Source organism: Streptomyces antibioticus (assembly GCF_002019855.1).
GTDB lineage: Bacteria > Actinomycetota > Actinomycetes > Streptomycetales > Streptomycetaceae > Streptomyces > Streptomyces antibioticus_B.
Window position 1 is genome coordinate 3,277,912 of sequence record NZ_CM007717.1, and the last position, 21,324, is coordinate 3,299,235.

The 21,324-nt window shown below is 73.1% G+C and carries 17 protein-coding genes; 8 read left to right on the top strand and 9 right to left on the bottom strand.

Translation table 11 applies throughout. From position 1 onward, the window contains the following. Window positions 1-21 precede the first annotated feature (21 nt). Complete coding sequence (locus AFM16_RS14485; protein WP_030779855.1) at window positions 22-816, top strand: sugar phosphate isomerase/epimerase family protein; 795 nt, start codon at window positions 22-24, stop codon at window positions 814-816. Window positions 817-944: 128 nt separating this feature from the next. Next, on the top strand, window positions 945-2,258 hold the full coding sequence (locus AFM16_RS14490) for an MFS transporter (protein ID WP_078633560.1): 1,314 nt from the start codon (window positions 945-947) through the stop codon (window positions 2,256-2,258). Between the two features lie 352 nt (window positions 2,259-2,610). Here the strand turns inward: AFM16_RS14490 and AFM16_RS14495 are convergent, their stop codons facing one another. Beyond that, window positions 2,611-3,231 (bottom strand): RBBP9/YdeN family alpha/beta hydrolase, encoded by a 621-nt coding sequence (locus AFM16_RS14495; RefSeq protein WP_078633561.1) that lies wholly within the window; start codon window positions 3,229-3,231, stop codon window positions 2,611-2,613. Window positions 3,232-3,281: 50 nt separating this feature from the next. On the opposite strand from AFM16_RS14495, the gene AFM16_RS14500 reads away from it, so the two are divergent. Then, complete coding sequence (locus AFM16_RS14500) at window positions 3,282-4,229, top strand: LysR family transcriptional regulator (protein ID WP_078633562.1); 948 nt, start codon at window positions 3,282-3,284, stop codon at window positions 4,227-4,229. Between the two features lie 442 nt (window positions 4,230-4,671). Here the strand turns inward: AFM16_RS14500 and AFM16_RS14505 are convergent, their stop codons facing one another. The 3 genes from AFM16_RS14505 to AFM16_RS14515 all read right to left on the bottom strand — a co-directional run bounded on the left by AFM16_RS14505 (window position 4,672) and on the right by AFM16_RS14515 (window position 7,409). Next, on the bottom strand, window positions 4,672-5,301 hold the full coding sequence (locus AFM16_RS14505) for a GNAT family N-acetyltransferase (protein WP_078633563.1): 630 nt from the start codon (window positions 5,299-5,301) through the stop codon (window positions 4,672-4,674). Continuing rightward, window positions 5,298-6,533, bottom strand: a complete 1,236-nt coding sequence (gene aroA / locus AFM16_RS14510; protein WP_078633564.1) for a 3-phosphoshikimate 1-carboxyvinyltransferase — start codon at window positions 6,531-6,533, stop codon at window positions 5,298-5,300. Before aroA ends, AFM16_RS14505 begins: the two co-directional genes overlap by 4 nt. 138 nt (window positions 6,534-6,671) lie before the next feature. Then, window positions 6,672-7,409 carry a TetR/AcrR family transcriptional regulator gene (locus AFM16_RS14515; protein WP_078633565.1) on the bottom strand — a complete coding sequence of 246 codons (738 nt, stop codon included), beginning with the start codon at window positions 7,407-7,409 and terminating at the stop codon, window positions 6,672-6,674. A gap of 133 nt (window positions 7,410-7,542) precedes the next feature. Between AFM16_RS14515 and AFM16_RS14520 the strand changes: the two genes are divergently transcribed. Continuing rightward, a complete protein-coding gene (locus tag AFM16_RS14520; RefSeq protein WP_078633566.1) occupies window positions 7,543-8,622 on the top strand; it encodes an alpha/beta fold hydrolase in 1,080 nt (359 codons plus the stop codon). 1 nt (window position 8,623) lies between these two features. Here AFM16_RS14520 and AFM16_RS14525 read toward each other — a convergent pair whose 3' ends face one another. Further along, window positions 8,624-9,562, bottom strand: a complete 939-nt coding sequence (locus AFM16_RS14525) for an EamA family transporter (RefSeq protein WP_078633567.1) — start codon at window positions 9,560-9,562, stop codon at window positions 8,624-8,626. A gap of 88 nt (window positions 9,563-9,650) precedes the next feature. Here AFM16_RS14525 and AFM16_RS14530 point away from each other — a divergent pair, with 88 nt between their 5' ends. From AFM16_RS14530 to AFM16_RS14540, 3 genes are all read left to right on the top strand, one after another. Beyond that, entirely contained in the window at window positions 9,651-10,565 is a 915-nt protein-coding gene (locus AFM16_RS14530) for a LysR family transcriptional regulator (protein WP_030779882.1), read from the top strand. Window positions 10,566-10,939: 374 nt separating this feature from the next. After that, complete coding sequence (locus tag AFM16_RS14535) at window positions 10,940-12,769, top strand: glycoside hydrolase family 3 protein (protein WP_179123280.1); 1,830 nt, start codon at window positions 10,940-10,942, stop codon at window positions 12,767-12,769. Window positions 12,770-12,872: 103 nt separating this feature from the next. Further along, window positions 12,873-13,466, top strand: coding sequence for a hypothetical protein (locus AFM16_RS14540; protein WP_078636952.1), 594 nt, complete (start codon window positions 12,873-12,875; stop codon window positions 13,464-13,466). An 18-nt stretch (window positions 13,467-13,484) separates the two neighbouring features. Here the strand turns inward: AFM16_RS14540 and AFM16_RS14545 are convergent, their stop codons facing one another. The 4 genes from AFM16_RS14545 to AFM16_RS14560 form a co-directional block, all read right to left on the bottom strand. After that, complete coding sequence (locus tag AFM16_RS14545; RefSeq protein WP_078633569.1) at window positions 13,485-14,897, bottom strand: S28 family serine protease; 1,413 nt, start codon at window positions 14,895-14,897, stop codon at window positions 13,485-13,487. 126 nt (window positions 14,898-15,023) lie between these two features. Beyond that, window positions 15,024-15,416, bottom strand: a complete 393-nt coding sequence (locus AFM16_RS14550) for a hypothetical protein (protein ID WP_078633570.1) — start codon at window positions 15,414-15,416, stop codon at window positions 15,024-15,026. Between the two features lie 174 nt (window positions 15,417-15,590). Continuing rightward, window positions 15,591-19,352, bottom strand: a complete 3,762-nt coding sequence (locus AFM16_RS14555; RefSeq protein WP_078636953.1) for an ABC transporter ATP-binding protein — start codon at window positions 19,350-19,352, stop codon at window positions 15,591-15,593. A gap of 78 nt (window positions 19,353-19,430) precedes the next feature. Then, window positions 19,431-20,285: a serine hydrolase gene (locus tag AFM16_RS14560; protein ID WP_078633571.1), complete on the bottom strand. Its 855-nt coding sequence runs from the start codon at window positions 20,283-20,285 to the stop codon at window positions 19,431-19,433. Between the two features lie 223 nt (window positions 20,286-20,508). Between AFM16_RS14560 and AFM16_RS14565 the strand changes: the two genes are divergently transcribed. Beyond that, on the top strand, window positions 20,509-21,318 hold the full coding sequence (locus AFM16_RS14565; protein WP_470645839.1) for an endonuclease I family protein: 810 nt from the start codon (window positions 20,509-20,511) through the stop codon (window positions 21,316-21,318). Window positions 21,319-21,324: the final 6 nt, after the last annotated feature.

The window sequence follows — 21,324 nt, forward strand, 5'->3', positions numbered from 1 at the left end:
GGGACGAGTAGGGTCCGAGACATGAAGCTCGCCTTCTCCACCCTCGGTGTTCCCGGGTTGCCCGTACCGGAGGTACTGGCGCTCGCGTCCGCGCACGGCTATCACGGCGTCGAGCTGCGCGCCCATCCGGAGGAGCCGGTGAACCCCGGGCTCGGGCCGGACGAACGGGCCGCCACGGCGGCCGCGTTCGAGGCCGCCGGGGTGGAGGTGCTCGGCGTCGCCGGGTACGTGCAGGTGGCCGCGGGCGGGGACGACGCGGCCGTCATCGAGGAGATCAGGACGCTGATCGACCTCGCCAAGGACCTCGGCGCGCCCTACGTCCGTGTCTTCCCCGGCGCGGTGGACGGACAGGAGGACGCCGACGCCGTCGCCGCGCGCAGGCTCGGCACCGCCGCCGAGTACGCCGCCGACCACGGCGTACGGATCCTGCTGGAGACCCATGACTCGCACCGCACCGGCGCGGACGCCATCCGGGTCCTCGGCCCGGTCGGGCACCGTAACGTCGGCGCGCTGTGGGACGTCATGCACACCTGGCTCGGCGGCGAGCAGCCGCAGGAGACCTACGCCGCGCTCTCGCCGTATCTCGGATACGTGCAGGTCAAGGACATCGTCTCGGCCCAGGACACGACCCCGCTCGCGCTGGGCGCGGGGGTGCTGCCGCTGGCCGAGTGCGTGGAGGTGCTGTCCCGGCACGGCTGGGACGGCTGGCTGTGCTGGGAGTACGAGAAGCGCTGGTACCCGGACGCCGAGCCGCTCGCGGGGCTGCTGGGGCGGGGGCGGGAGCATCTGTCCCGGCTGCTCAACGACTCCGCGTGACGGGTGCGCGGTTGCGCGGCGGGCGGGAAATCGGCTGGCGGGCCGGTGGGGGCGCGGGTTAGCCTCCGCGCCGTGATGCAGCAGTCCCCGGCGCCCTCCGCCGACCCCTTCCCCGTCCCCGTCCCGTCATGAGCCCGGTCTCCCGGGCCTTTCTCGACGTCCGTCCCCTGCGGACCTCCCCCGTCTACCGGCGGCTGCTGATCGGGCGCACGGTGTCCACGCTCGGTGGCTTCATGACCATGGTCACCGTCATGTACCAGGTGTGGGACATGACCCACAGCTCGCTGTGGAGCGGGGCGGTCGGTCTGGCGCAGGCGCTGCCGATGATCGGCGTCGGCCTGTTCGCGGGGGCCTGGGTGGACCGGGCGGACCGGCGCCGCGCCTATCTCCTGTCGACGGTCGGCTCCGCGGTCTGCTCGGTGCTGCTGGCCGTGCAGGGGTTCACCGGGCACGTTCCGGTGCCGGGGGTGCTGGCTCTGGTCGCGGCGCAGTCGGCGTTCGGCGCGCTCGGCGCCCCCGCGGCGGGGGTGTTCGTACCGCGGCTGCTGCCCAAGGACCAGGTGGCGGCCGGGCTCGCCCTGAACCAGGTCACCGGGCAGGCGATGATGCTGCTGGGCCCGGCCCTCGCGGGCCTGGTGCTCGGCTGGTGGGGCATCGGCGTCTGCTATCTGCTGGACGCCCTCAGTTTCGGCCTCGCCTTCTACGGCGCCTACGGGCTGCCCGCGCTGCCGCCCGAGGGCGGGTCGTCGCGTCCCGGGGTGCACGGCGTGCTGGACGGGCTGCGGTTCCTGACCGGGCACCGGGTGGTGCGCGGGGCGCTGCTGACGGATCTCGCGGCGACCGTGCTGGCCATGCCGGTGAGTCTGTTCCCGCTGGTCAACGCGGAGCGTTTCGGGGGCGATCCGCACACGCTCGGGCTGTTCCTGTCGGCGCTCGCGGTGGGCGGGGTGGCGGCGACCACCTTCTCCGGGCCGGTCACCCGGCTGGCCCGTCCCGGCCCGGTGATGCTGTGCGCGTCGGCGACCTGGGGGCTCGCCCTCGCCCTGTTCGGGCTGACGGCCAGTGCCTGGGCGGGGCTGGCGATGCTGGTGGTGGCCGGTGCGGCGGACTCGGTGGCCGTGCTCTCCCGCACGACGATCGTGCAGACCCGTACGCCGGACGCCCTGCTGGGGCGGGTGACGGCGGCCGAGACCATCGTCGGCCAGGCCGGCCCGCATCTCGGCAACCTGCGCGGCGGCGCGCTGGCCGGCTGGTCATCGGGGGCGACCGCGCTGGTGGCGGGCGGCCTGATGTGCCTGGCGGCGGTGACGGCGGTGGGGGTGACCACGCCGGAGCTGCGAGGTGGGAGGGCGGGGACCGGCCGCCCCGAGGAGGATCTTGTGACCGACCCGGAGACGACGGGCCCGGGGGCGACTCAGGAGACGGCCCGGGCGAAGCCCTGACCCTGAGTGCGGGCCCGGGAAGGCTTGGGGAGAGTTCGCGAAGGGGCCCAGGGGAGGGCCCGAGGAGTGACCCAGGAAAAGGGCGAGACGGTGGGCCGGGAGGCGGCTCGCAGGCCCGGGGCGGGCGATGGTCCGGGGCCGGGCGATGGTCCGAGGCCGGGCGATGGTCCGAGGCCGGGCGATGGTCCGGGGCCGACCCTGAGAAGGCCCTGATGTGTGCCCCGGCCCGGCACAACCCCCGTCGCCGACCCGAGAAAGCCCGATGGGCGACCCGGACACAGCCGCGCGACCAGAGCCGAAGGACCGGCACCGGCCCCAGCACCGGCACCGGCACCGGCACTCCCGAGCCCCTCTACCCCCGTCCCCGTACCTTGATCCGAGCCCCCGCGTCCACGCACCACTCCAGCACCGACGGCCACGAGCCGTAACCCGCGTCCAGGTCGAGGTGCGCCGCGCCCGGCAGCAGGACCGGGTTCAGGCCCAGGGGATCGCCGTAGGCCGTTCGGATGCCCTCGGGGAGGTAGGGGTCGTCGTCGCCCGCGACCAGGAGGGTGGTGCCCGGGAGGGTGATCCCGTCGAGCGGCGGTAGGGCGAACTCCGCGACCTGCGGGTACCGCGCCAGCACGCTCGCGGACGGCGGGGCCACCAGGAGGACCCGGTCGACGGCCTCCGTCCCCGGCAGCTTCCCGGCGACGGCGTGCAGCCACAGGACGGCGGAGAGGCTGTGGGCGACGACGACCCGCTCGGCGCGGCCGGTGCCGAACCCGTCGAGATGGTCCGCCAGTTCGGCCAGCCATCGGCCGAGGGAGGGGTCGTCGGGGTCGGGGAGCTGTGGGTACGTGACGTCGTGCCCCAGCCGGGCGAGCCCGTCGGCGAGCTGGTGCTGCCAGTGGGCCGGGGGACGGTGGTTCTGCCAGCCGTGCAGGATGAGGAAGGCGCTCGGGGTCGTCGTGCTCGTCGTGCTCGTCGTCATGTTCCGATGATCGCCAGACTCGACCGTGCAGGTCCAGTTAATCTTCCTGCGTGGATCCCTTAAGCCCGGCCTTCACCATTGATCTGCGCCGCCTCACCGTGCTGCGTGAACTCCAGCGCCGGGGCAGCGTCGCCCGGACCGCCGAGGCGCTGCACCTCACGCCGTCGGCGGTCTCCCAGCAACTCTCCGCCCTCGCCCGTGACCTGGGCGTACCGCTCACGGAACGGGACGGCCGGGGCGTACGGCTCACCGGTCAGGCCCGGGTCCTCCTCGCGCACGCCGACGCCATCGCCGCCCAGTTGGAGCGGGCCCGCGCCGACCTCGCGGCCTACGGGGACGGCGGCCGGGGCACGGTGACCGTCGGCTGTTTCTCCAGCGGCATCCTGGGGCTGCTGCCCGCCGCGCTGCGGGCGTTGCGCGAACGGCTGCCGCGGGTGCGGGTGGACGTCGTGGAGGCCGAACCGCCGGACCTGTTCACCGCGTTGGACGCCGGGCAGGTGGACGTGGCGGTCGCCGTGGACTTCGCGGCCGCTCCCCCGCACACCGACCGCCGCTACACCCGCGAGGACCTGCTCACCGACGTCCTGGACGTCGCCCTGCCGCCCGGCCACCGGCTGGCGGACCGGGGCGCGGTGCCGTTGCGCGAGCTGGCCAGGGACACGTGGATCGTGGGGGCCGCGTCGAGCTGCTGCGGGGCGGTGACCCGTTCGGTGTGCGCGGCGGCGGGGTTCACGCCCGAGATCCGGCACGACGTCAACGACTGGGCGGCGCTGGCCGGGCTGGTCGAGGCGGGTCAGGGCGTCGCCCTGGTCCCCCGCCTGGTCCGCTCGCTCTACGCCCACCGCACCCTGGCCCTGCGCCCGGCCGAGGGCCCGCCTCCGTCCCGCAACGTCTTCGCCGCCGTCCGGGCCGGGGCGGAGAACGACCCGGTGGTGACGGCGGTACGGGAGGAACTGCGGCGGGCGGCGGACGGGGGAGGGGCGCGGGGTGCGGGGTGACGAGGTGACGCCGGGTGGGTGGCGGTCCGGTGCGGTGGCCGCCAAGTCCGGTGGCGACGGGTGGCAGCGGTCCCCAGGGGGGAGGAGGAACCCCGCCGGACGGCGACTGCGCCGCCTCCGGACGGCCGACGCCCGGTCCGGTGATGCGGGCCCGGTACCGATCGACGCCAGGCGCCGGGTCCGGTCCGGTGGCGACGGACAGCGGCCCTACCGGGAAACCCCGCCGGACGGCGACTGCGGCAACTCCGTTCGGGCGACGCCCGGTTCGGTGACGGCCCGGCCCCGTGACACCGACCGCTGACAGGCGCCGGGTCCGGTCCAGTGGTCGGATCCGGTCCCGTGGCCGGCCGGAACAGACGCCCGCCGCCCTCGATCACCCGCCGCCCACATCACGCGCACCGCGCGCAACCCGCACCCCGAACCGCCCCCGGCACGGGGTCCCCTACGCCACGCTCAGATACCCCGCCACCCTCCGCTCCAGCCCCGCCCTCGCCTCCGGCCATTCCTCCGACGTCAGCGAGAAGATCGCGGAGTCGCGCAGGTGGCCGTCCTCGCCCGGGGCCCAGGAGCGGGACCAGTTGCGCAGGATGCCCTCGAAGCGGGCGCCGACGCTTTCGATCGCCGCGCGGGAGCGGAGGTTGCGGGCGTCCGTCTTGAGGTCGACGCGGGACACGCCCCACTCCTCGAAGGCGTGCCGGAACAGCAGCAGTTTGGCCTCGGCGTTCACTCCGGTGCCCTGGGCGGAGGGCGCGAGCCAGGTGAAGCCGACCTCGACGGCGTCCAGCCGGTCCTCGGACAGCCAGCAGCGCGGCTCCCAGTACGAGGTGGCGCCGACCGCCCGTCCGGTGGCGACCCGGATCTGGGCGTACGGCGCGAGCCGCCCCGTGGCCGCGCGGGCGAGCTGGGCGTCGATGTAGGCGTCCACCTCGTCGGCCCGGGGCACCCAGGTGAACGCGTACGTCCCCCGGTCCTCCTCCGCCGCCACCGCCAGATCGGCCGCGTGCCGGTGCTCCAGCGGCTCCAGGCGCACCAACTCGCCCTCCAGCACCGGCCCCCGCAGTATGAAACTCACCCGACGATGTCCTTCCTCAGCAGCGCGAACGCCTCATGGAAACCGGGGAAAGTCTTGCGGACGCACCCCGGGTCGTCGAACGAGATTCCCGGCACGCGCAGGCCCGTCACCGCGAAGGACATGACGATGCGATGGTCGCCGTACGTCTTGATGTCCGTGCCCCTGGGGGTGCCGGGGCGGATCTCGATCCAGTCCGGGCCGGTCGCCACGTCGATGCCCAGGCGGCGGAGGTTCTCCGCGCAGGCGTCCAGGCGGTCGCACTCCTTCACGCGCGTGTTGGCCACGTCCTCGATGCGGACCGGCCCGGAGGCGAAGGGGGCGAGGGCGGCGAGGGTCGGCATGGTGTCGGAGATGTCGCGCATGTTGACCGTGAGGCCGCGGAGTTCGCCGGTTCCGGCGACCGTCGTGCCGTCCGCGCCGGTCTCCACCCGGGCGCCCATCCGCCGCAGCACCTCCACGAACCCCAGGTCGCCCTGGAGCGCGCCCCGGCCCAGCCCGGGCACGGTCACCTCGCCGCCGGTCAGCGCGGCCGCCGCGAAGAAGTAACTGGCGGTGGAGGCGTCGGGCTCGATCGCGTACGTGGTGGCCCGGTAGCCGCCCGGCGGGACGACGTACGTGTCCCCCTCGCGGCCGACCTCGACGCCGAACGCCCGCATCATCGCGACGGTGATCTCGACGTACGGCACCGAGACCAGGTCGGTGACGGTGATCCGCAGGCCGGTGCGGGTCAGCGGGCCGAGCAGCAGGAGCGCGGTCAGGTACTGGGACGACTGCCCGGCGTCCAGCACCACGTGCCCGCCCTCGACGCCCGCCGCGGCGACGGTCAGCGGATGGTGGCCCTCCGCCTCCTCGTGCCGCAGGTCCACGCCGAGGTCGCGCAGGGCGCGGGTGAGCGGGAGGAGGGGGCGGCGGCGCATCTGCGGGGAGGCGTCGAAGCGGAACGTGCCGTGCCCGGCGGCGGCCAGGGTGGGCAGGAAACGGGCCGTGGTCGCGCCGTCCCGGCAGTACACGTCGGCCTCGGCGACCCCCGGGCCCTCCGGCCGCCCGTCGATCCGCCAGGCGTCCGGGGTACGGCCGATGCGGTAGCCGAGCCGTTCCAGTCCCTCGGCGAAGCCCTCGGTGTCGTCGGAGCGCAGGGGGCGCCGAAGGGTCGTCACCCCGTCGGCGGCGGCCGCCAGGAACAGGGCACGGGCGGTGATGGACTTGGAACCGGGGATGTCGACGAGGGCCATGCCCCTCATGATTCCGCCCGGGCCGGATCGAACGCGGAGCCGTCCGGGAAATGGACCCACCCAAGGCAGTGGACCCGTCCGGGAAGTGGACCCACCCACTGCAGTGGACCCGACGCGCCCCATCCTCCGTCACCTCGGCTAGGAGCGCGCGGCGGAATCCACAAGGCCCTGGATGCCGTCGAGCACGCAGGTCAGGCCGAAGGCGAGCGGGTCCTCGTCGGTGGGGGCGAACGCTCCCTCGGCGACGGCGCGGGTCAGGGCCGGGAACCGGTCGGCGTGCCGGGTGAGTTGGTCGGCGGTGAGGCGGTCCCACTCCGCGTTCCCCTCCTCGGTGGTGTCGAGCGCCTCCTGGGTGAGGTTGCGGACCAGGCTCAGGACGAGGATGGCGGCGTCATGGCGCCGACGGGCGCTCAGCCCGGTCGGTTCGAGGGCGGCCAGGGCCGTGTCCAGCCAGGCCACCTGGTGCGGCCCCATGGCCTGTCGCCGTAGGCCCGTCGCGGTGAGGATCCAGGGGTGGGCGCGGTAGACGTCCCAGCAGGCGCGGGCCCATGCCTCCAGGCGGGGACGCCAGTCGTCCGGGGCGCGGCCGAGGTCGGGCGGGTCGCTGAGCACCGTGTCGACCATCAGGTCGATGAGGTCGGGCTTGCCGGGGACGTAGCGGTAGAGGGCCATCGTGGTGAGGCCGAGCGCCTCGGCGACCCGCTGCATGGAGAGGGCCTCCAGGCCCTCGCGGTCGGCGATCTCGATGCCGCGGCGGGCCACGTCGACCGGCGTGAACTTCGGCTTGGGTCCCCGCCGCGGCCGGTCGTTCCCGACGCCCCAGAGCAGCGCGAGGCTGGCGCCCAGGTCCCGGTCGTTCTCCTTGTTCGCCGGCACGGACCGGCCCCCTTTCCTGTTGCCGCCGTTGCCAACCCTCCAGCGACTGTGTATAACTTACACAGTAATTAATCGTGTAGCACGTACACAGTTTATGCCTCGTAGCCGTCGTAGCTGCCTCTGGAGGGTTCCCATGCTCGCTGCCGTCATCTCCGCCACCGCCGGTGCCACGGTCGCCGCCCCCGTGGCCGGCCTCCTCGCACAGCGCGCGATCGTCCGCTCCCGTCATGCCCGCGGCCTGCGCATCACCGGCAGCCGGGGCATCGACGCGCAGGACTTCGTGCGGATCGGCGGGCTGGAGCAGTGGATCTCCGTGCGCGGCGAGGACCGCGCCAACCCGGTCGTCGTGGAACTGCACGGCGGTCCGGGCTCGTCCAACGCGATCCTGACCGGCGTCTCCCGCGCCTGGGAGCGGCACGTCACCCTGGTGCGCTGGGACATGCGCGGCACCGGGAAGACCCTGCGCCGCTCCGGCGCCGACGGTCAGGGGGAGCTGTCGTTCGGCCGGCTGGTGCGGGACGCCGTGGAGGTGGTGGAGCACGTACGGGAGCGCCTGGGTGTGCAGCGGGTCGTACTGCTGGGCTGCTCCTTCGGCAGCGCCATAGCCATGCGGGTCGCGCGCAGCCGTCCCGATCTGGTCGGCGCGTACGTCGGGACCGACCAGAAGATCTTCGACGGCGGCCGGGACACCTCCGACTACTTCGCCGCGCTGGACCGTCTGGAGCGGGCGGGGAAGAAGAAGGAACTCGCCGTCGTCCGGGAGATGGGACCGGACCAACGGGCCTGGAGCGCCGAGCAGTTCAGCCACTTCAGCCGCTTCGCCTCCGCCACCGATCCGCACACCTTCGCCGCGATGAAGTCCGTGGTGATGAAGTCGCTGTGGTACTCGCCGCTGCACTCGCTGCGCGAGATCGTCACCTTCTTCAAGAGCTTCATGGTCTCCGCCGCCGTGCTGCCGGGCACCGCGCGCCTCGACGACCGGGCGGACGGCACCCGGTTCGACGTGCCGTTCTTCGTCGTCCAGGGCGCGTGCGACCTGGTGAACACCCCGACCCGTGCCCGCGCGTTCTTCGACGACGTCCGGGCGCCGGTCAAGGAGTTCACCCTGATCGAGGACGCCGGTCACTTCGCCGTCTACCGGCGGCCCGACCTCTTCCTGGACCTGCTGCTGACCCGCGTGCTGCCCACGCTGCCGGACGCGGTGCGGCGGTAGTTCAGCCGGAGGACGACGACGTTCCCGCCTCCGACAGCTCATCGGTCCGGGCCGACGGCGTCCGCCCGGACGGTGCCGGCTTGCGGCCCGGCAGTGTCACCGACGTCAGCGCCACCCCCGCCACCAGCAGGACCGCCGCGCACCAGCGCAGGCCCGTCACCGGTTCGCCGAGGAGGACGGCGGCCGAGGTCATGCCGAAGACCGGGACCAGGAGGGAGAAGGGGGCGACCGTGGAGGCGGGGTGACGGCGCAGCAGCCAGCCCCAGGCGCCGAAGCCGAAGACCGTGGTGACCCAGGCGACGTAGACGACCGTGCCCGCGCCCTGCCAGTCCAGTCCCCGCAGCGCGGCCAGGTCGCGTTCGGGGCCCTCCGTCAGCAGGGAGAGCGCGAGCAGCGGCAGCACCGGGACCGTGCTCACCCAGACCATGAAGTTCAGGGCGTCCGGGGGTGCCGCCTTGCGGGTGAGGACGTTGGAGACGCCCCAGCAGGCCGCCGCGGCGACGACCAGCGCGAACGCGCCGAGCGGGCCCGAGGAGCCCTCGTCCACGGCCGCCACCGCGATCCCGGCGAGGGCGACGGCCATGCCCAGCAGCCTCACCCGGGTGGGCCGTTCGCCCAGCACGGCGAAGGCGACGGCCGCCGTGAACACCGACTGGATCTGGAGGACCAGGGAGGACAGCCCGGCCGGCATCCCGGCGTCCATCCCGACGAACAGCAGCCCGAACTTGGCCACGCCCAGCACCAGTCCCACGGCCACGATCCACTTCCACGCCACCTTCGGGCGGCCCACGAGGAACACCGCGGGCAGGGCGGCCACCAGGAAGCGCAGGGCGGAGAAGAGCAGCGGCGGGAAGTGGTCGAGGCCGATCTCGATGACGGTGAAGTTGACGCCCCAGACGGCGGCGACACAGACGGCGAGGGCGAGGTGGGCGGGTCTCATGCGTCGAGGATCACGCGCCGGGACCGTGAAGCACCAGCGATGATTACTGCACGGTCGGATGTAGCGATGCTGAAAGAAGGTGGGTCCCGTGCTCGATCTCCAGCGGCTGCGCGCCCTGCACGCCGTCTCCGTCCACGGCACGGTCGGGGCGGCCGCCGCCGCGCTCGGCTACACGCCGTCCGCCGTCTCGCAGCAGATCGCCAAGCTGGAGCGGGAGACCAGGACGGTCCTGCTCGAACGGGAGGGGCGCGGTGTGCGGCTCACCGCGGAGGCGCTCCAACTGGTCGACACGGCAGAGCAGTTGCTGTCGATCGTGGAGCGGGCGGAGACCGCGCTGGAGGAGCGGCGCGGGGTGCCGGCGGGGCGGCTGACGGTGGCCGCGTTCGCGTCGGCGGCGCGGGGTCTGATGCCCGCCGTCCTCGCCGACCTGGCCCGGCGGCATCCGGCCCTCGACGCCCGCCTGACGGAGGTCGACCCGCATCTGTCGGTCGGACTGGTCGCCCGGGGCGCGCTGGACCTGGCCGTGGCGCACGACTGGGACATCGCGCCGCTGCCGGTGCCGCCGGGCGTCGAGCAGGCGGTCATCGGGGACGACCCGTGCACCCTGCTGGTCCCCGAGGCGCACCCCTTCGCCGGGCGGGCGTCCGTACGGCGGGAGGAGCTGGGCGGCGAGCGGTGGGTGTGCCAGCCGCCGGGGCGGGTCTGCCACGACTGGCTGGTACGGACCCTGCGCGCGGCCGGGCACGAGCCGGACATCGTCCACCAGGCCGACGAGAACCCGACCCTGGTCGCCCTGGTCGCCGCCGGTCTGGGCATCGGGCTCATCCCCCGCCTGGGCCGCGGGCCGCTCCCCGGCGGTGTCGTCGAGGTACCCCTCGACCCGGCCCCGGTCCGCCGCCTGTACGCCCTGTGGCGCACGGGCGCCGCGGGTCGCCCGTCGATCACGGAGACGGTACGGGTGCTGCGCGAGCAGTGGCCGAAGGTGACGGCCGCCGCTCTCTGACACCTCGCCGATCCCTCGGAAAGACACCCCACCCGCCCCACCGGGCACCCCCTCACCAACTTCGGGGAATCCGCCCGGACCGGGAACCCGGTCCCCGCCCCGCTCGTCCAACCCGCAAGCTGTCGGAACGAGTCACCGCGGTGCGGTGTCGGCCCTCGCTGCTGGCTGCGATCGCTGACCCACCCTCTCCGCCGCACCGCGCCCGGCGGCCCCCGCCGCCATCGGCGCGCCCCCTCCCTGCGCCGGTGGCGGCCCGCCGTACGCCCGTGGCGGCGCCCCCGCCAACGCGCCGACGGCGGTCCCGCCAATACGCCGTCGGCGGCCCCGCACCGGGTACCGTGCGCCACCGGAACCCCTCCGGAAGGAGCCCGCACGTGCCCCCACACCGCGCCGCCCTCCCCCGACGCGCCGTCCTCGCCGCCAGCGCCGGGGTCACCGCGGCCCTCGCCGTCGGCGGAGCGGCCCGCGCGGACGACCGCCGCACACGCGCCCTCCTCACCGCCATGACCCTGGAGGAGAAGGTCGGGCAGGTCTTCGTCGCCCGGGTCTACGGCCACTCGGCGACCGCCCCCGACCAGGCCGACGTGGACGCCAACCTCGCGGAGATGGGCGTCCGTACGGCCGCCGAGCTGGTCGCGCGGTACCGGGTCGGCGGCATCATCTACTTCACGTGGGCGCACAACACCCGTGACCCGCGTCAGATCGCCGGGCTGTCCGACGGCATCCAGCGCGCCTCCCTGGGGCTGCCGCGCGGGCTGCCGGTGCTGATCTCCACCGACCAGGAGCACGGCATCGTCTGCCGGGTGGGCGCCCCCGCCACGCTGTTCCCCGGTGCCATGGCCCTCGGCGCCGGCGGTTCGCGCGCGGACGCGCGGCAGCTCGGCCGGATCGCCGGGCGGGAGCTGCGCGCCATGGGCATCCGGCAGAACTACTCCCCCGTGGCCGACGTCAACGTGAACCCGGCCAACCCCGTGATCGGCGTGCGCTCGTTCGGCGCCGACCCGGCCGCCGCGGCGCGCCTGGTGGCCGCCGAGGTGCGCGGCTATCAGGCGTCCGGAGTGGCGGCGACCGCCAAGCACTTCCCCGGGCACGGCGACACCGCCGTGGACAGCCACACCGGCTTCCCGGTCATCACGCACACCCGTGCGGAGTGGGAGCGGCTGGACGCCGTCCCGTTCCGGGAGGCCATCGCGGCCGGCGTCGACTCGATCATGACCGGGCATCTGCTGTTCCCGTCCCTCGACCCCTCCGGCGACCCGGCCACCCTCTCCCGCCCGATCGTCACCGGCGTCCTGCGCGAACAGCTCGGCTACGACGGGGTGGTGGTCACCGACGCCCTCGGCATGGCGGGCGTGCGCACCAAGTACGGCGACGAGCGGGTGCCGGTGCTCGCGCTGAAGGCGGGCGTGGACCAGCTCCTCGACCCGCCGGACCTCGCCGTCGCCTGGAACGCCGTCCTGAACGCCGTACGCGACGGTGAACTCACCGAGGAGCGGCTCGACTCGGCGGTGCTGCGGATCCTGCGGCTCAAGGAGCGGCTCGGGCTGCTGGACGAGCCGTACACGGACCCCGCCGCCGTGTCCCGGGTGGTGGGCCGGCGTACGCATCGGGCCGCCGCCGACCGGATCGCCGAGGCGACCACGACCCTGCTGGTCGACGAGGGTCCGGCAGGACCGACGCTGCCGCTCGCGCCGCGCACCCACCCCCGCCTGCTGGTCGTCGGCGCCGATCCGGCCTCCCCCTCCGGCACCACGGGCCCGCCCACCACCGTGCTCGCGGACGCGTTCACCGAGCTGGGCTTCACGGCGACCGCCCTGTCCACCGGCACCGCCCCGACGGCCGAGGCGGTCGAGCGGGCGGTGAGAGCCGCGTCCGGCGCCGACGCGGTGGTCGTGGCGACGTACAACGTCACCGCGGACAGCCCGCAGCGCACACTGGTGCAGCAACTCGTCGCGACGGGGCGGCCGGTGGTCGCGGTCGCGGTGCGCAATCCGTACGACGTCGCCCAACTGCCCGGCGTGCACGCCTTCCTGGCGGCGTACTCCTGGACCGACGTCGAACTCCGCGCCGCCGCACGGGTGATCGCGGGGACGGCGGCGCCGCGCGGACGGCTGCCGGTGCCGGTGCGGCGGGCCGACGACCCGGAGCAGGTGCTGTACCCGGTCGGGCACGGGCTGACGTATCCGGGATACGCCGCCCGCTGACCGCGGCCCCCGCACCGCGCGCAAAGCGGCCCGCCCGGCTGGCGTGCCCCGCCCCCCGGGGTCACGCTGGTCGGGGGCTCGGGTGTGCGGTGGGGGAATGACGATGCGCTGCGGACGGCCGACGGGAGTCGCGGGGGCGGCGCTGTGCGCGCTGCTGCTCCTGGCGGGGTGCCAGGCACCGGCCGACTCCGCCCCGGACGCGGCGACTTCCGCTCCTGGTTCCGGTTTCGGGGCGGTGTTCCTCGGTACCGGCGAATGCAGTTCGTTCGGCACGACCCGGTTCACCGAGGTGCCGTGCGACGGGGAGCGGGCGGCGGCCCGGGTCGTGGCCCGGCACGACGGGGCCTCCGGGCAGGGCCCGCCGTGCCCGCCGACCACCGACTTCGTGCTCCACATCGGCGAGCAGACCGCCCCGGCGAGGGCGGTGCGGGAGGGCTACGCCTGTATGCGCAACCTCCAGCCCCCGCACCCCGGCGACCCGGGCGAGGGCGGCGGGCCGCGCACCACGGTCGGCGACTGTGTCTACGACGTGGGCGGCGGGCAGGTGCGCGAGACCGCGTGCGACGGGTCCGGGGCGCACCGGCCGCAGTACGAAGTGGTGCGGGCCGTGGCCGCGCGGGCGAAGTGCCCGGCGTCCACGGCCCTCTACGTCCAGCTCGGCGGCGCGGCTCCGGTGGGATGCGCGCGGCCGGTCTGACCGTCCCTCAGCGGGATGTCACGGGCGCAGCGCGGGTTCGCGCTCCACGTCCCGGACGTCCAGCTTGGCGTCGAACCGCGCCAGCGGCTTCGCCTGCGCGACGGCGGTGGCGGAGACGCCGGCCCACTCCAGGATGCGGGCGGTGGCCAGCTCCTTCTGGTCGGCGACCAGTCCGGCGACGTTCGCGCCGTGGTTCATGCCGGGTGCCGTGAAGACGTAGGAGTCCTTGGCGCCCTTGCCGAGGCGGAAGGGTTCGGCGCCCCACGGGTCGTTCTGGCCGTAGACGAAGAGCATGTGCCGGGCGTTGTGCTTCACCCAGGTGTCGACGTCCCGCATCGCGCCGCGCTGGAACTTCATGGAGATGTCGCGGGGGACGAGGTTCCGCGGCGGCTGGTAGCCGTAGCGGACGTACTTCTTCTCGATGTGCGGGAAGTGGATGGTGGGCGCGCCCAGTTGGGTGCCGGCCTGGTAGTAGTACGGCGTGTACGGGGCCAGGCCCTGGTCGGTGTAGAACGAGAACCCGGAGATCGTGTCGATGGAGGTCCAGATCTCGTCGTCGGTCGCGTTCTTGGCGTCCGCCGGGATCGTGCCGCAGTCGGAGAGCAGGCTGTACTGCCAGAAGCCCCAGACGTAGTCGAGGACGACGGCCTCGTAGGCGCGGTCCAGGCTGCCGATGGTGTCGAAGGTGTAGCCCTCCGCCGCCGCGTAGTCGGCGTACTTCTTCTCCAGCGGCTCCCGGCGCACCAGCGCCTCGCGCTGTACGGCGTTCAGCCGGTCGCGGCACTCCTCGGTGCCGACCTTGCGGAAGAAGCGGTCGTAGGCCGAATCCTCGTCGTTCACCACGTCGTTGGGGGCGACGTACGCGACGACGCCGTCCATGTCCTTGGGGTAGAAACGCTCGTAGTAGGTGGCCGTCATGCCGCCCTTGGAGCCGCCCGTGGAGATCCAGTTCTTGTCGTAGATCTTCTTCAGGGCCGTGAAGATGCGGTGCTGGTCGCTGGCGGCCTGCCAGATGTCGAGCTTGGACCAGTCGGCCGGTTCGGGCCGCGACGGGGTGAAGTAGCGGTACTCCATGGAGACCTGGTTGCCGTCCACGATCTGGGTGGGCTCACGGCGGCCGGGGTTGGTGGAGACGCTGTAGCCGCCGGTGTAGAACACCGTGGGGCGGCTGACGTCCTTGTGCAGCACGGTGATCCGCTGCTGGAACGTGCCCTTGGACGGGTGCCGGTGGTCGATCGGCTGGGTGAAGTTCAGGACGAAGAAGCGGTAACCGGTGTACGGCTTCTCCTGGATCAGGCTCACGCCCGGTATCGCGAGCAGCCGGTCCTTGATGTCGGCCTCCGGCGTGGGGGAGGCGGTCGCCGCCCCCGCCGTGCTCAGTGTGCCTATGAGCACCGTGAGCGCGAGCAGCCATCTGAGCGCCTTGCGCATGCGCGTGCACCCTTCCCCTGTGGAAATATGTGGAACATATGTGCGCCGGAAGCTATCGGAGCAACACCCGTCACACCAGAGGGGGTTGAGTCAACGGCGTGGCGCGGGGCCCGCCGGGCGGGGTGTTCAGCACAGGATCCAGCCCGAACTGCCCGAATCGCGCCCCACCCAGCCCTTCACCCACACACAGCGGCGGCCGGCGTAGATCTGCACGGACGGTGAACTCGCCGCGTGCCTGCGCCCCTTCCTCACCGCTACATGCCCACGCGCCTGCACACTCACGGTGATCCTGCGCTGTCCGCCGGGGTGCTTGGCGACGGTGCGGGCGCAGACCCGGCCGCCGGTCTTGTAGACCTGCACGGAACCGTTGCGGAAGGAGACCGTCCGGACCTTGCGCATGCCGTCGCAGGACCCGGGCGCGGCCTGGGCGGTGCCCGGCGCCAGGAGACCGAGCAGGACGGCGACGACCAGCGCGACGGGCAGCGCCGCCACCCACCGCCGTAGCGCACCTGTCACCACGGGCCCCGCCCTCCCCGTACCACCGACATGCACCGTCGGTTCACCGTCGTTCGCCGTACTGATGTACGGACGCACGACGTATGTCCGATGGTTGCGCGGTCGTCACCGATCGGGTGATTGCGGGGGCGTCGAAGGCCGGGACGGCGGCTCGTCGGCGGCCGGGACGGCGGCTCGTCAGCGGGTCGCCCCGACGGGTTCCTCCGGCTCACCCGCGCCGACGAAGGTGCGCCAGAGGCGGGCGTAACGGCCGTCGAGGGCGAGGAGTTCGTCGTGGGTGCCGTCCTCCACGACCCGGCCGTGGTCCATGACGACCACCCGGTCCGCGCGGGCCGCGGTGGTCAGCCGGTGCGCGACCACCAGGGTCGTACGGCGCCCCGCCAGCCGGTCGGTGGCCTGGTTGACCTGCGCCTCGGTGGCCAGGTCCAGGGCCGCCGTCGCCTCGTCGAGGAGCAGCACGTCGGGGTCGACCAGTTCGGCGCGGGCCAGTGCGATGAGCTGGCGCTGCCCGGCCGAGAGGTTGCGGCCGCGCTCGGCGACCTCGTGCAGATAGCCGCCGTCCAGCGTCGCGATCATCTCGTGCGCGCCGACCGCCCGTGCCGCCGCCTCCACCTCGGCGTCACCGGCGTCCGGCCGCCCGTAGGCGATCGCGTCGCGCACGGTGCCGGGGAAGAGGTACGCCTCCTGCGGGACCACGCCCAGCCGGTGCCGGTACGAGGTGAGGTCCAGGGCGCGCAGATCGGTGCCGTCGACGGTGACCCGGCCCTCGGTGGGGTCGTAGAACCGGGCGACCAGCTTGACCAGGGTCGACTTGCCGGCGCCGGTCTCGCCGACGAACGCGACCGTCTGACCGGCGGGGACGCGCAGGGAGACCCCGCCCAGCGCCTCCTCGGGCTCACCGCCCGGGCCGTCGGGAGCGGGGGCGTCCTCGGCGCCGTAGGCGAACCGGACGTCCTCGAAGGCGATCTCGCCGCGCAGCGAGAGCACCTCCAGCGGGCGGTCGGCGGTCCGGGTGGACGTCGGCTCCCGCAGCAGTTCCTGGATGCGGCCCAGCGAGACGGTCGCCTGCTGGTAGCCGTCGAAGACCTGGGAGAGCTGCTGCACGGGGGCGAAGAACAGGTCGATGTAGAGCAGGTACGCCACCAGCGCGCCGGTCGTCAGCGTGGCCGCGTCCACCCGGCCCGCGCCCGCGACCAGCACGGCGGCCGCCGCCACCGACGACAGGAACTGGACGAACGGGAAGTAGATCGAGATCAGCCACTGGCCGCGGATCCGCGCCCGGCGGTAGCTGTCGCTGCGCTCCGCGAACCGCGCCCCGCCGTCCCGCTCCCGGCGGAACGCCTGCACGATCCGCAGCCCGGCCACCGACTCCTGGAGATCGGCGTTGACCACCGACACCCGCTCGCGGGCCAGCTCGTACGCCTTCACGCTGGCCCGGCGGAAGAAGTACGTGGCGACGATCAGCGGCGGCAGCGTCGCGAAGACGACGAGGGCCAGCTCGACGTCGATCACCAGCAGGGCGACCATGATCCCGAAGAAGGTGACGACCGAGACGAACGCGGTGACCAGGCCGGTCTGGAGGAACGTCGACAGCGCGTCGACGTCCGTCGTCATCCGCGTCATGATCCGGCCGGTCAGCTCGCGCTCGTAGTAGTCGAGGCCGAGCCGCTGGAGCTGGGCGAAGATCTTCAGCCGCAGCGCGTAGAGGATCCGTTCGCCGGTGCGGCCGGTCATCCGGGTCTCACCGGTCTGCGCCGCCCACTGCACCGCCACCGTGAGCAGACCGAGCAGCGAGGCCGCCCACACGGCGCCCAGGGCGGCCTGGGTGACGCCCTGGTCGATGCCGTGCCGGATCAGCACCGGCAGGAACAGGCCCGATCCGGCGTCCACGGCGACCAGGCCCAGGCTGATCAGCAGCGGCGGGCCGAAGCCCCGCAGCAGCCGGCGCAGACCGTAGGAGTCCTCGGGGGTGACGGCGCGGGCCTCGTCCACCTCCGGGACGTCGGTCGCGGGCGGCAGCACCTCGACCTCGGCGAGCAGCTCCGGGGTGGCCGGCATGCCGTCCTTCGCGGCGTCCCGGGGCACCCGGTCCCCCGCCCACAGCCGGGGCGTGATGCCGCGCTCGGCGTCGAACTCGGCGTCCAGCTCCTCCCGTACGGTCGTGTCGTCGGCGGCCGTCGCGGGGCGGGCGTGACCGGGCGAGACGCCGCCCAGCTCGTCGGGGTCGGTGAGCAGACGGCGGTACAGCGCCGAGCGCTCCTGGAGCTCCTCGTGGGTGCCGAGGTCGGCGAGCCGCCCCGCGTCGAGGACGGCGATCCGGTCGGCGAGGTTGAGGGTGGAGCGGCGGTGGGCGATGAGGAGGGTGGTGCGGCCCCGCATGACCTGCCGGAGCGCCTCGTGGATCTCGTGCTCGACGGCGGCGTCCACGGCGGAGGTCGCGTCGTCCAGGACCAGCAGTCGGGGGTCGGTGAGGATCGCGCGGGCCAGGGCGACGCGCTGGCGCTGGCCGCCGGACAGGGTGAGGCCGTGCTCGCCGACCTTGGTGTCGTACCCGGCGGGCAGCTCGGCGATGAACCGGTCGGCCTGGGCGGCGCGGGCGGCGGCCCGGATCTGCTCGTCGGTCGCGTCCGGGCGGCCGTAGGCGATGTTGGCGCGGACCGTGTCGGAGAAGAGGAAGGAGTCCTCGGGGACCAGGCCGATCGCGGCGCGCAGCGAGTCGAGGGTGAGGTCGCGGACGTCGTGGCCGCCGACCAGGACGGCGCCGCGGCCGACGTCGTAGAAGCGGGGCAGCAGCAGGGAGACCGTCGACTTGCCGGAGCCGGAGGAGCCGACGACCGCGAGGGTCTCGCCGGGGCGGATCTCGAAGCTGAGCCCGTCGAGGACGGGGCGGTCGCTGTCGTAGCCGAAGGAGACGTCGTCGAACTCGACGGAGGCGGGCGCGTCGGCCGGCAGCTCACGGGTGCCGTCGGTCATCGACGGTTCGGTGTCGATCAGCTCCAGGACGCGTTCGGTGCCGGCGCGGGCCTGCTGGCCGACGGTGAGGACCACGGCCAGCATCCGGACCGGGCCGACGAGCTGGGCGAGGTAGGTGGAGAAGGCGACGAACGTACCGAGGGTGATGTGACCGCGGACGGCCAGCCAGCCGCCCAGCGCCAGCATCGCGACCTGGCCGAGCGCGGGGACGGCCTGGAGGGCGGGGGTGTAGCGGGCGTTCAGCCGGATCGTGCGCAGCCGCCCGGCGAACAGCCTGCGGCCGGCCTCCCGCAGCTTCCCGGCCTCCTGCTCCTCCTGCCCGAAGCCCTTCACCACGCGCACGCCGGTCACGGACCCGTCGACCACACCCGCGACGGCCGCCGCCTGCGCCTGCGCGTACCAGGTGGCGGGGTGCAGTCTGCGGCGGCTGCGGCGGGCGATCCACCACAGGGCGGGGGCGACGGCGAGCGCGACCAGGGTGAGCGGCACGGACAGCCAGGCCATCACGACCAGGGAGATCACGAACAGGGCGAGGTTCCCGATGGTCATCGGAAGCATGAACAGCAGCCCCTGGATGAGCTGAAGATCACTCGTGGCCCGCCCGACGACCTGCCCGGTGGACAGCTCGTCCTGCCGCCGCCCGTCGAGCCGGGTGATCGTCCCGAACATCTCGGTCCGCAGATCGTGCTGCACCCCGAGCGCGAGCCGCCCGCCGTAGTACCGGCGCACATACGTGAACCCGTACACGAACACGGCCGCCCCGATCAGCGCACCGGCCCAGGGCGCCATGTCCCTCGTGTGATCCCCGACGACATCATCGATGATCACCTTGGTGACCAGCGGCACCAGCGCCATGACGGCCATCCCGGCGAGCGAGGACCCGAGCGCGAGCACGACGTCCTTGGGATACCGCCACGCATACCCCGCAAGCCGCCGAGCCCACCCCTGACCCCGTCCACCACTCACGCCCACGCCTCCACGTCATCCTGATCTACCGGAAGGCACCAACGCGGCGGGGCGGGGATTTCATCCCGCGTTCACAATTCAGGACGCCGCCAGGTCCTTGTGGATGGTCTTCGAGACCGTCTGGATCGTCGTGATGCCGTAGTCCATCGTGCTGTTGCCGTGGGTGAGGACCGTGATCGTGTAGTCGTGGGCGGTGCTCTTGAAGGTGCCGACGCTGTGGACGCGCCAGCCGTGGGTGGCGCGGGAGAGCCAGCCGTTCTTGACGTGCCAGGAGACGCCGGCGGGGCGGCCGTAGGGGGTGCCCCAGCGCTGGGTGGAGACGACCTTGGCCATCAGGGTCCTGATGTAGGTGCGTGAGGCGTCGGTGAGGACCGTGTTCTTCGCGGTGATCAGCTTGAGCAGCTTCTGCTCGTCGGTCACGGTGATCTGGGTCAGGCCCCAGTAGTTGTTCGCGCCCGGCTTGGTCTGGGTCATCTTCGCGGCCGTGAGGAAGCCCTTGATCTTCGTCATGCCGAGCTGCTTCCACAGGGTGGAGGTGGAGGCGTTGTCCGACTTGGTGATCATGGCGGTGGCGAGCGTCTTCTCACGGCTGGTCAGCGCGCGGTTGGTCTTCTGCGCGTCCCACAGCAGCGCGCCGAGGACGGTGACCTTGACCACGCTCGCCGAGTCGTAGGCGGTGGAGGCGCGCAGGGTGCAGGTGGTGTTCGTCGTGCGGTCGTAGAGGCCGACCGCGACCGTGCCCTTGCGGTTGGCCAGGGCGGCGGTGATGTCCTTCTTCAGCTTGGTGGCCAGGGCCGCCTTGCTCGACGTGCAGGTGACCGTGGGTGTGGCCGCCGAGGCGGGCGCGGCGGTGGCCACGCCGGTGATGAGGACGCCGGTGCCGAGAGCGGTGGCGACCAGTCCTCTTCTGCGTCGTGAAGTCCGGTGAGTCATGCCAAGGTGACGCACCAGTTCGTGGGAATGGTTGTACGAAAATTCCGTGCGCGTCGTCACGCGTCGGCGCCCGCGGCCGGCTCCGCGACCGACTCGCGTGGACAACGCACGGATTGCCGTTTCCCGTCATCCAATAGTCATGTTCAAGCCATGGACGCGTTCGCATGTTCATGTCACCCTCGCGTTGCCGCCTCCCTTCAACCCGCGTAGATGGGACCCCCACATGTCGGCGACAGCGACCCCCACACGACGCCGGAAACCGATGGCACTCGCCACCGTCACCCTCCTCGTCGGCCTCACCGTGCCCGCGCTCACCGCGACCCCCGCCGCGGCGACCACGACCGCCTACGACTCGACGTACTACAAGAACGCGGTCGGAAAGACCGGCACCAGCCTCAAGTCGTCCCTCCACACGATCATCAGCACCCAGACGAAGATCTCGTACTCCGCCGTCTGGAACGCCCTCAAGGCCACCGACCAGGACCCGAACAACAGCGGCAACGTGATCCTGCTCTACAGCGGTGTCTCACGCAGCAAGTCCCTCAACGGCGGTGACGTCGGCGACTGGAACCGCGAGCACACCTGGGCCAAGTCCCACGGCGACTTCGGCGAGGCGACCGGCCCCGGCACCGATCTGCACCACCTGCGCCCCGCCGACGTCCAGGTCAACAGCATCCGCGGCAACCTGGACTTCGACAACGGCGGCAGCTCCGTCACCAACGGCGGCGGCAGCAAGGTCGACTCCGACTCGTTCGAGCCCCGCGACGCCGACAAGGGCGACGTGGCCCGCATGATCCTCTACATGGCCGTCCGCTACGACGGCGGCGACGGCTTCGCCGACCTGGAGCCCAACGAGAAGGTCAACAACGGCAGCAACCCGTACATCGGCAAGCTCGCCGTCCTGAAGGCGTGGAACGAGCAGGACCCGCCGAGCGCCTTCGAGGAGCGCCGCAACCAGGTCATCTACGACACCTACCAGCACAACCGCAACCCGTTCATCGACCACCCGGAGTGGGTCGAGGCGATCTGGTAGCGGGGC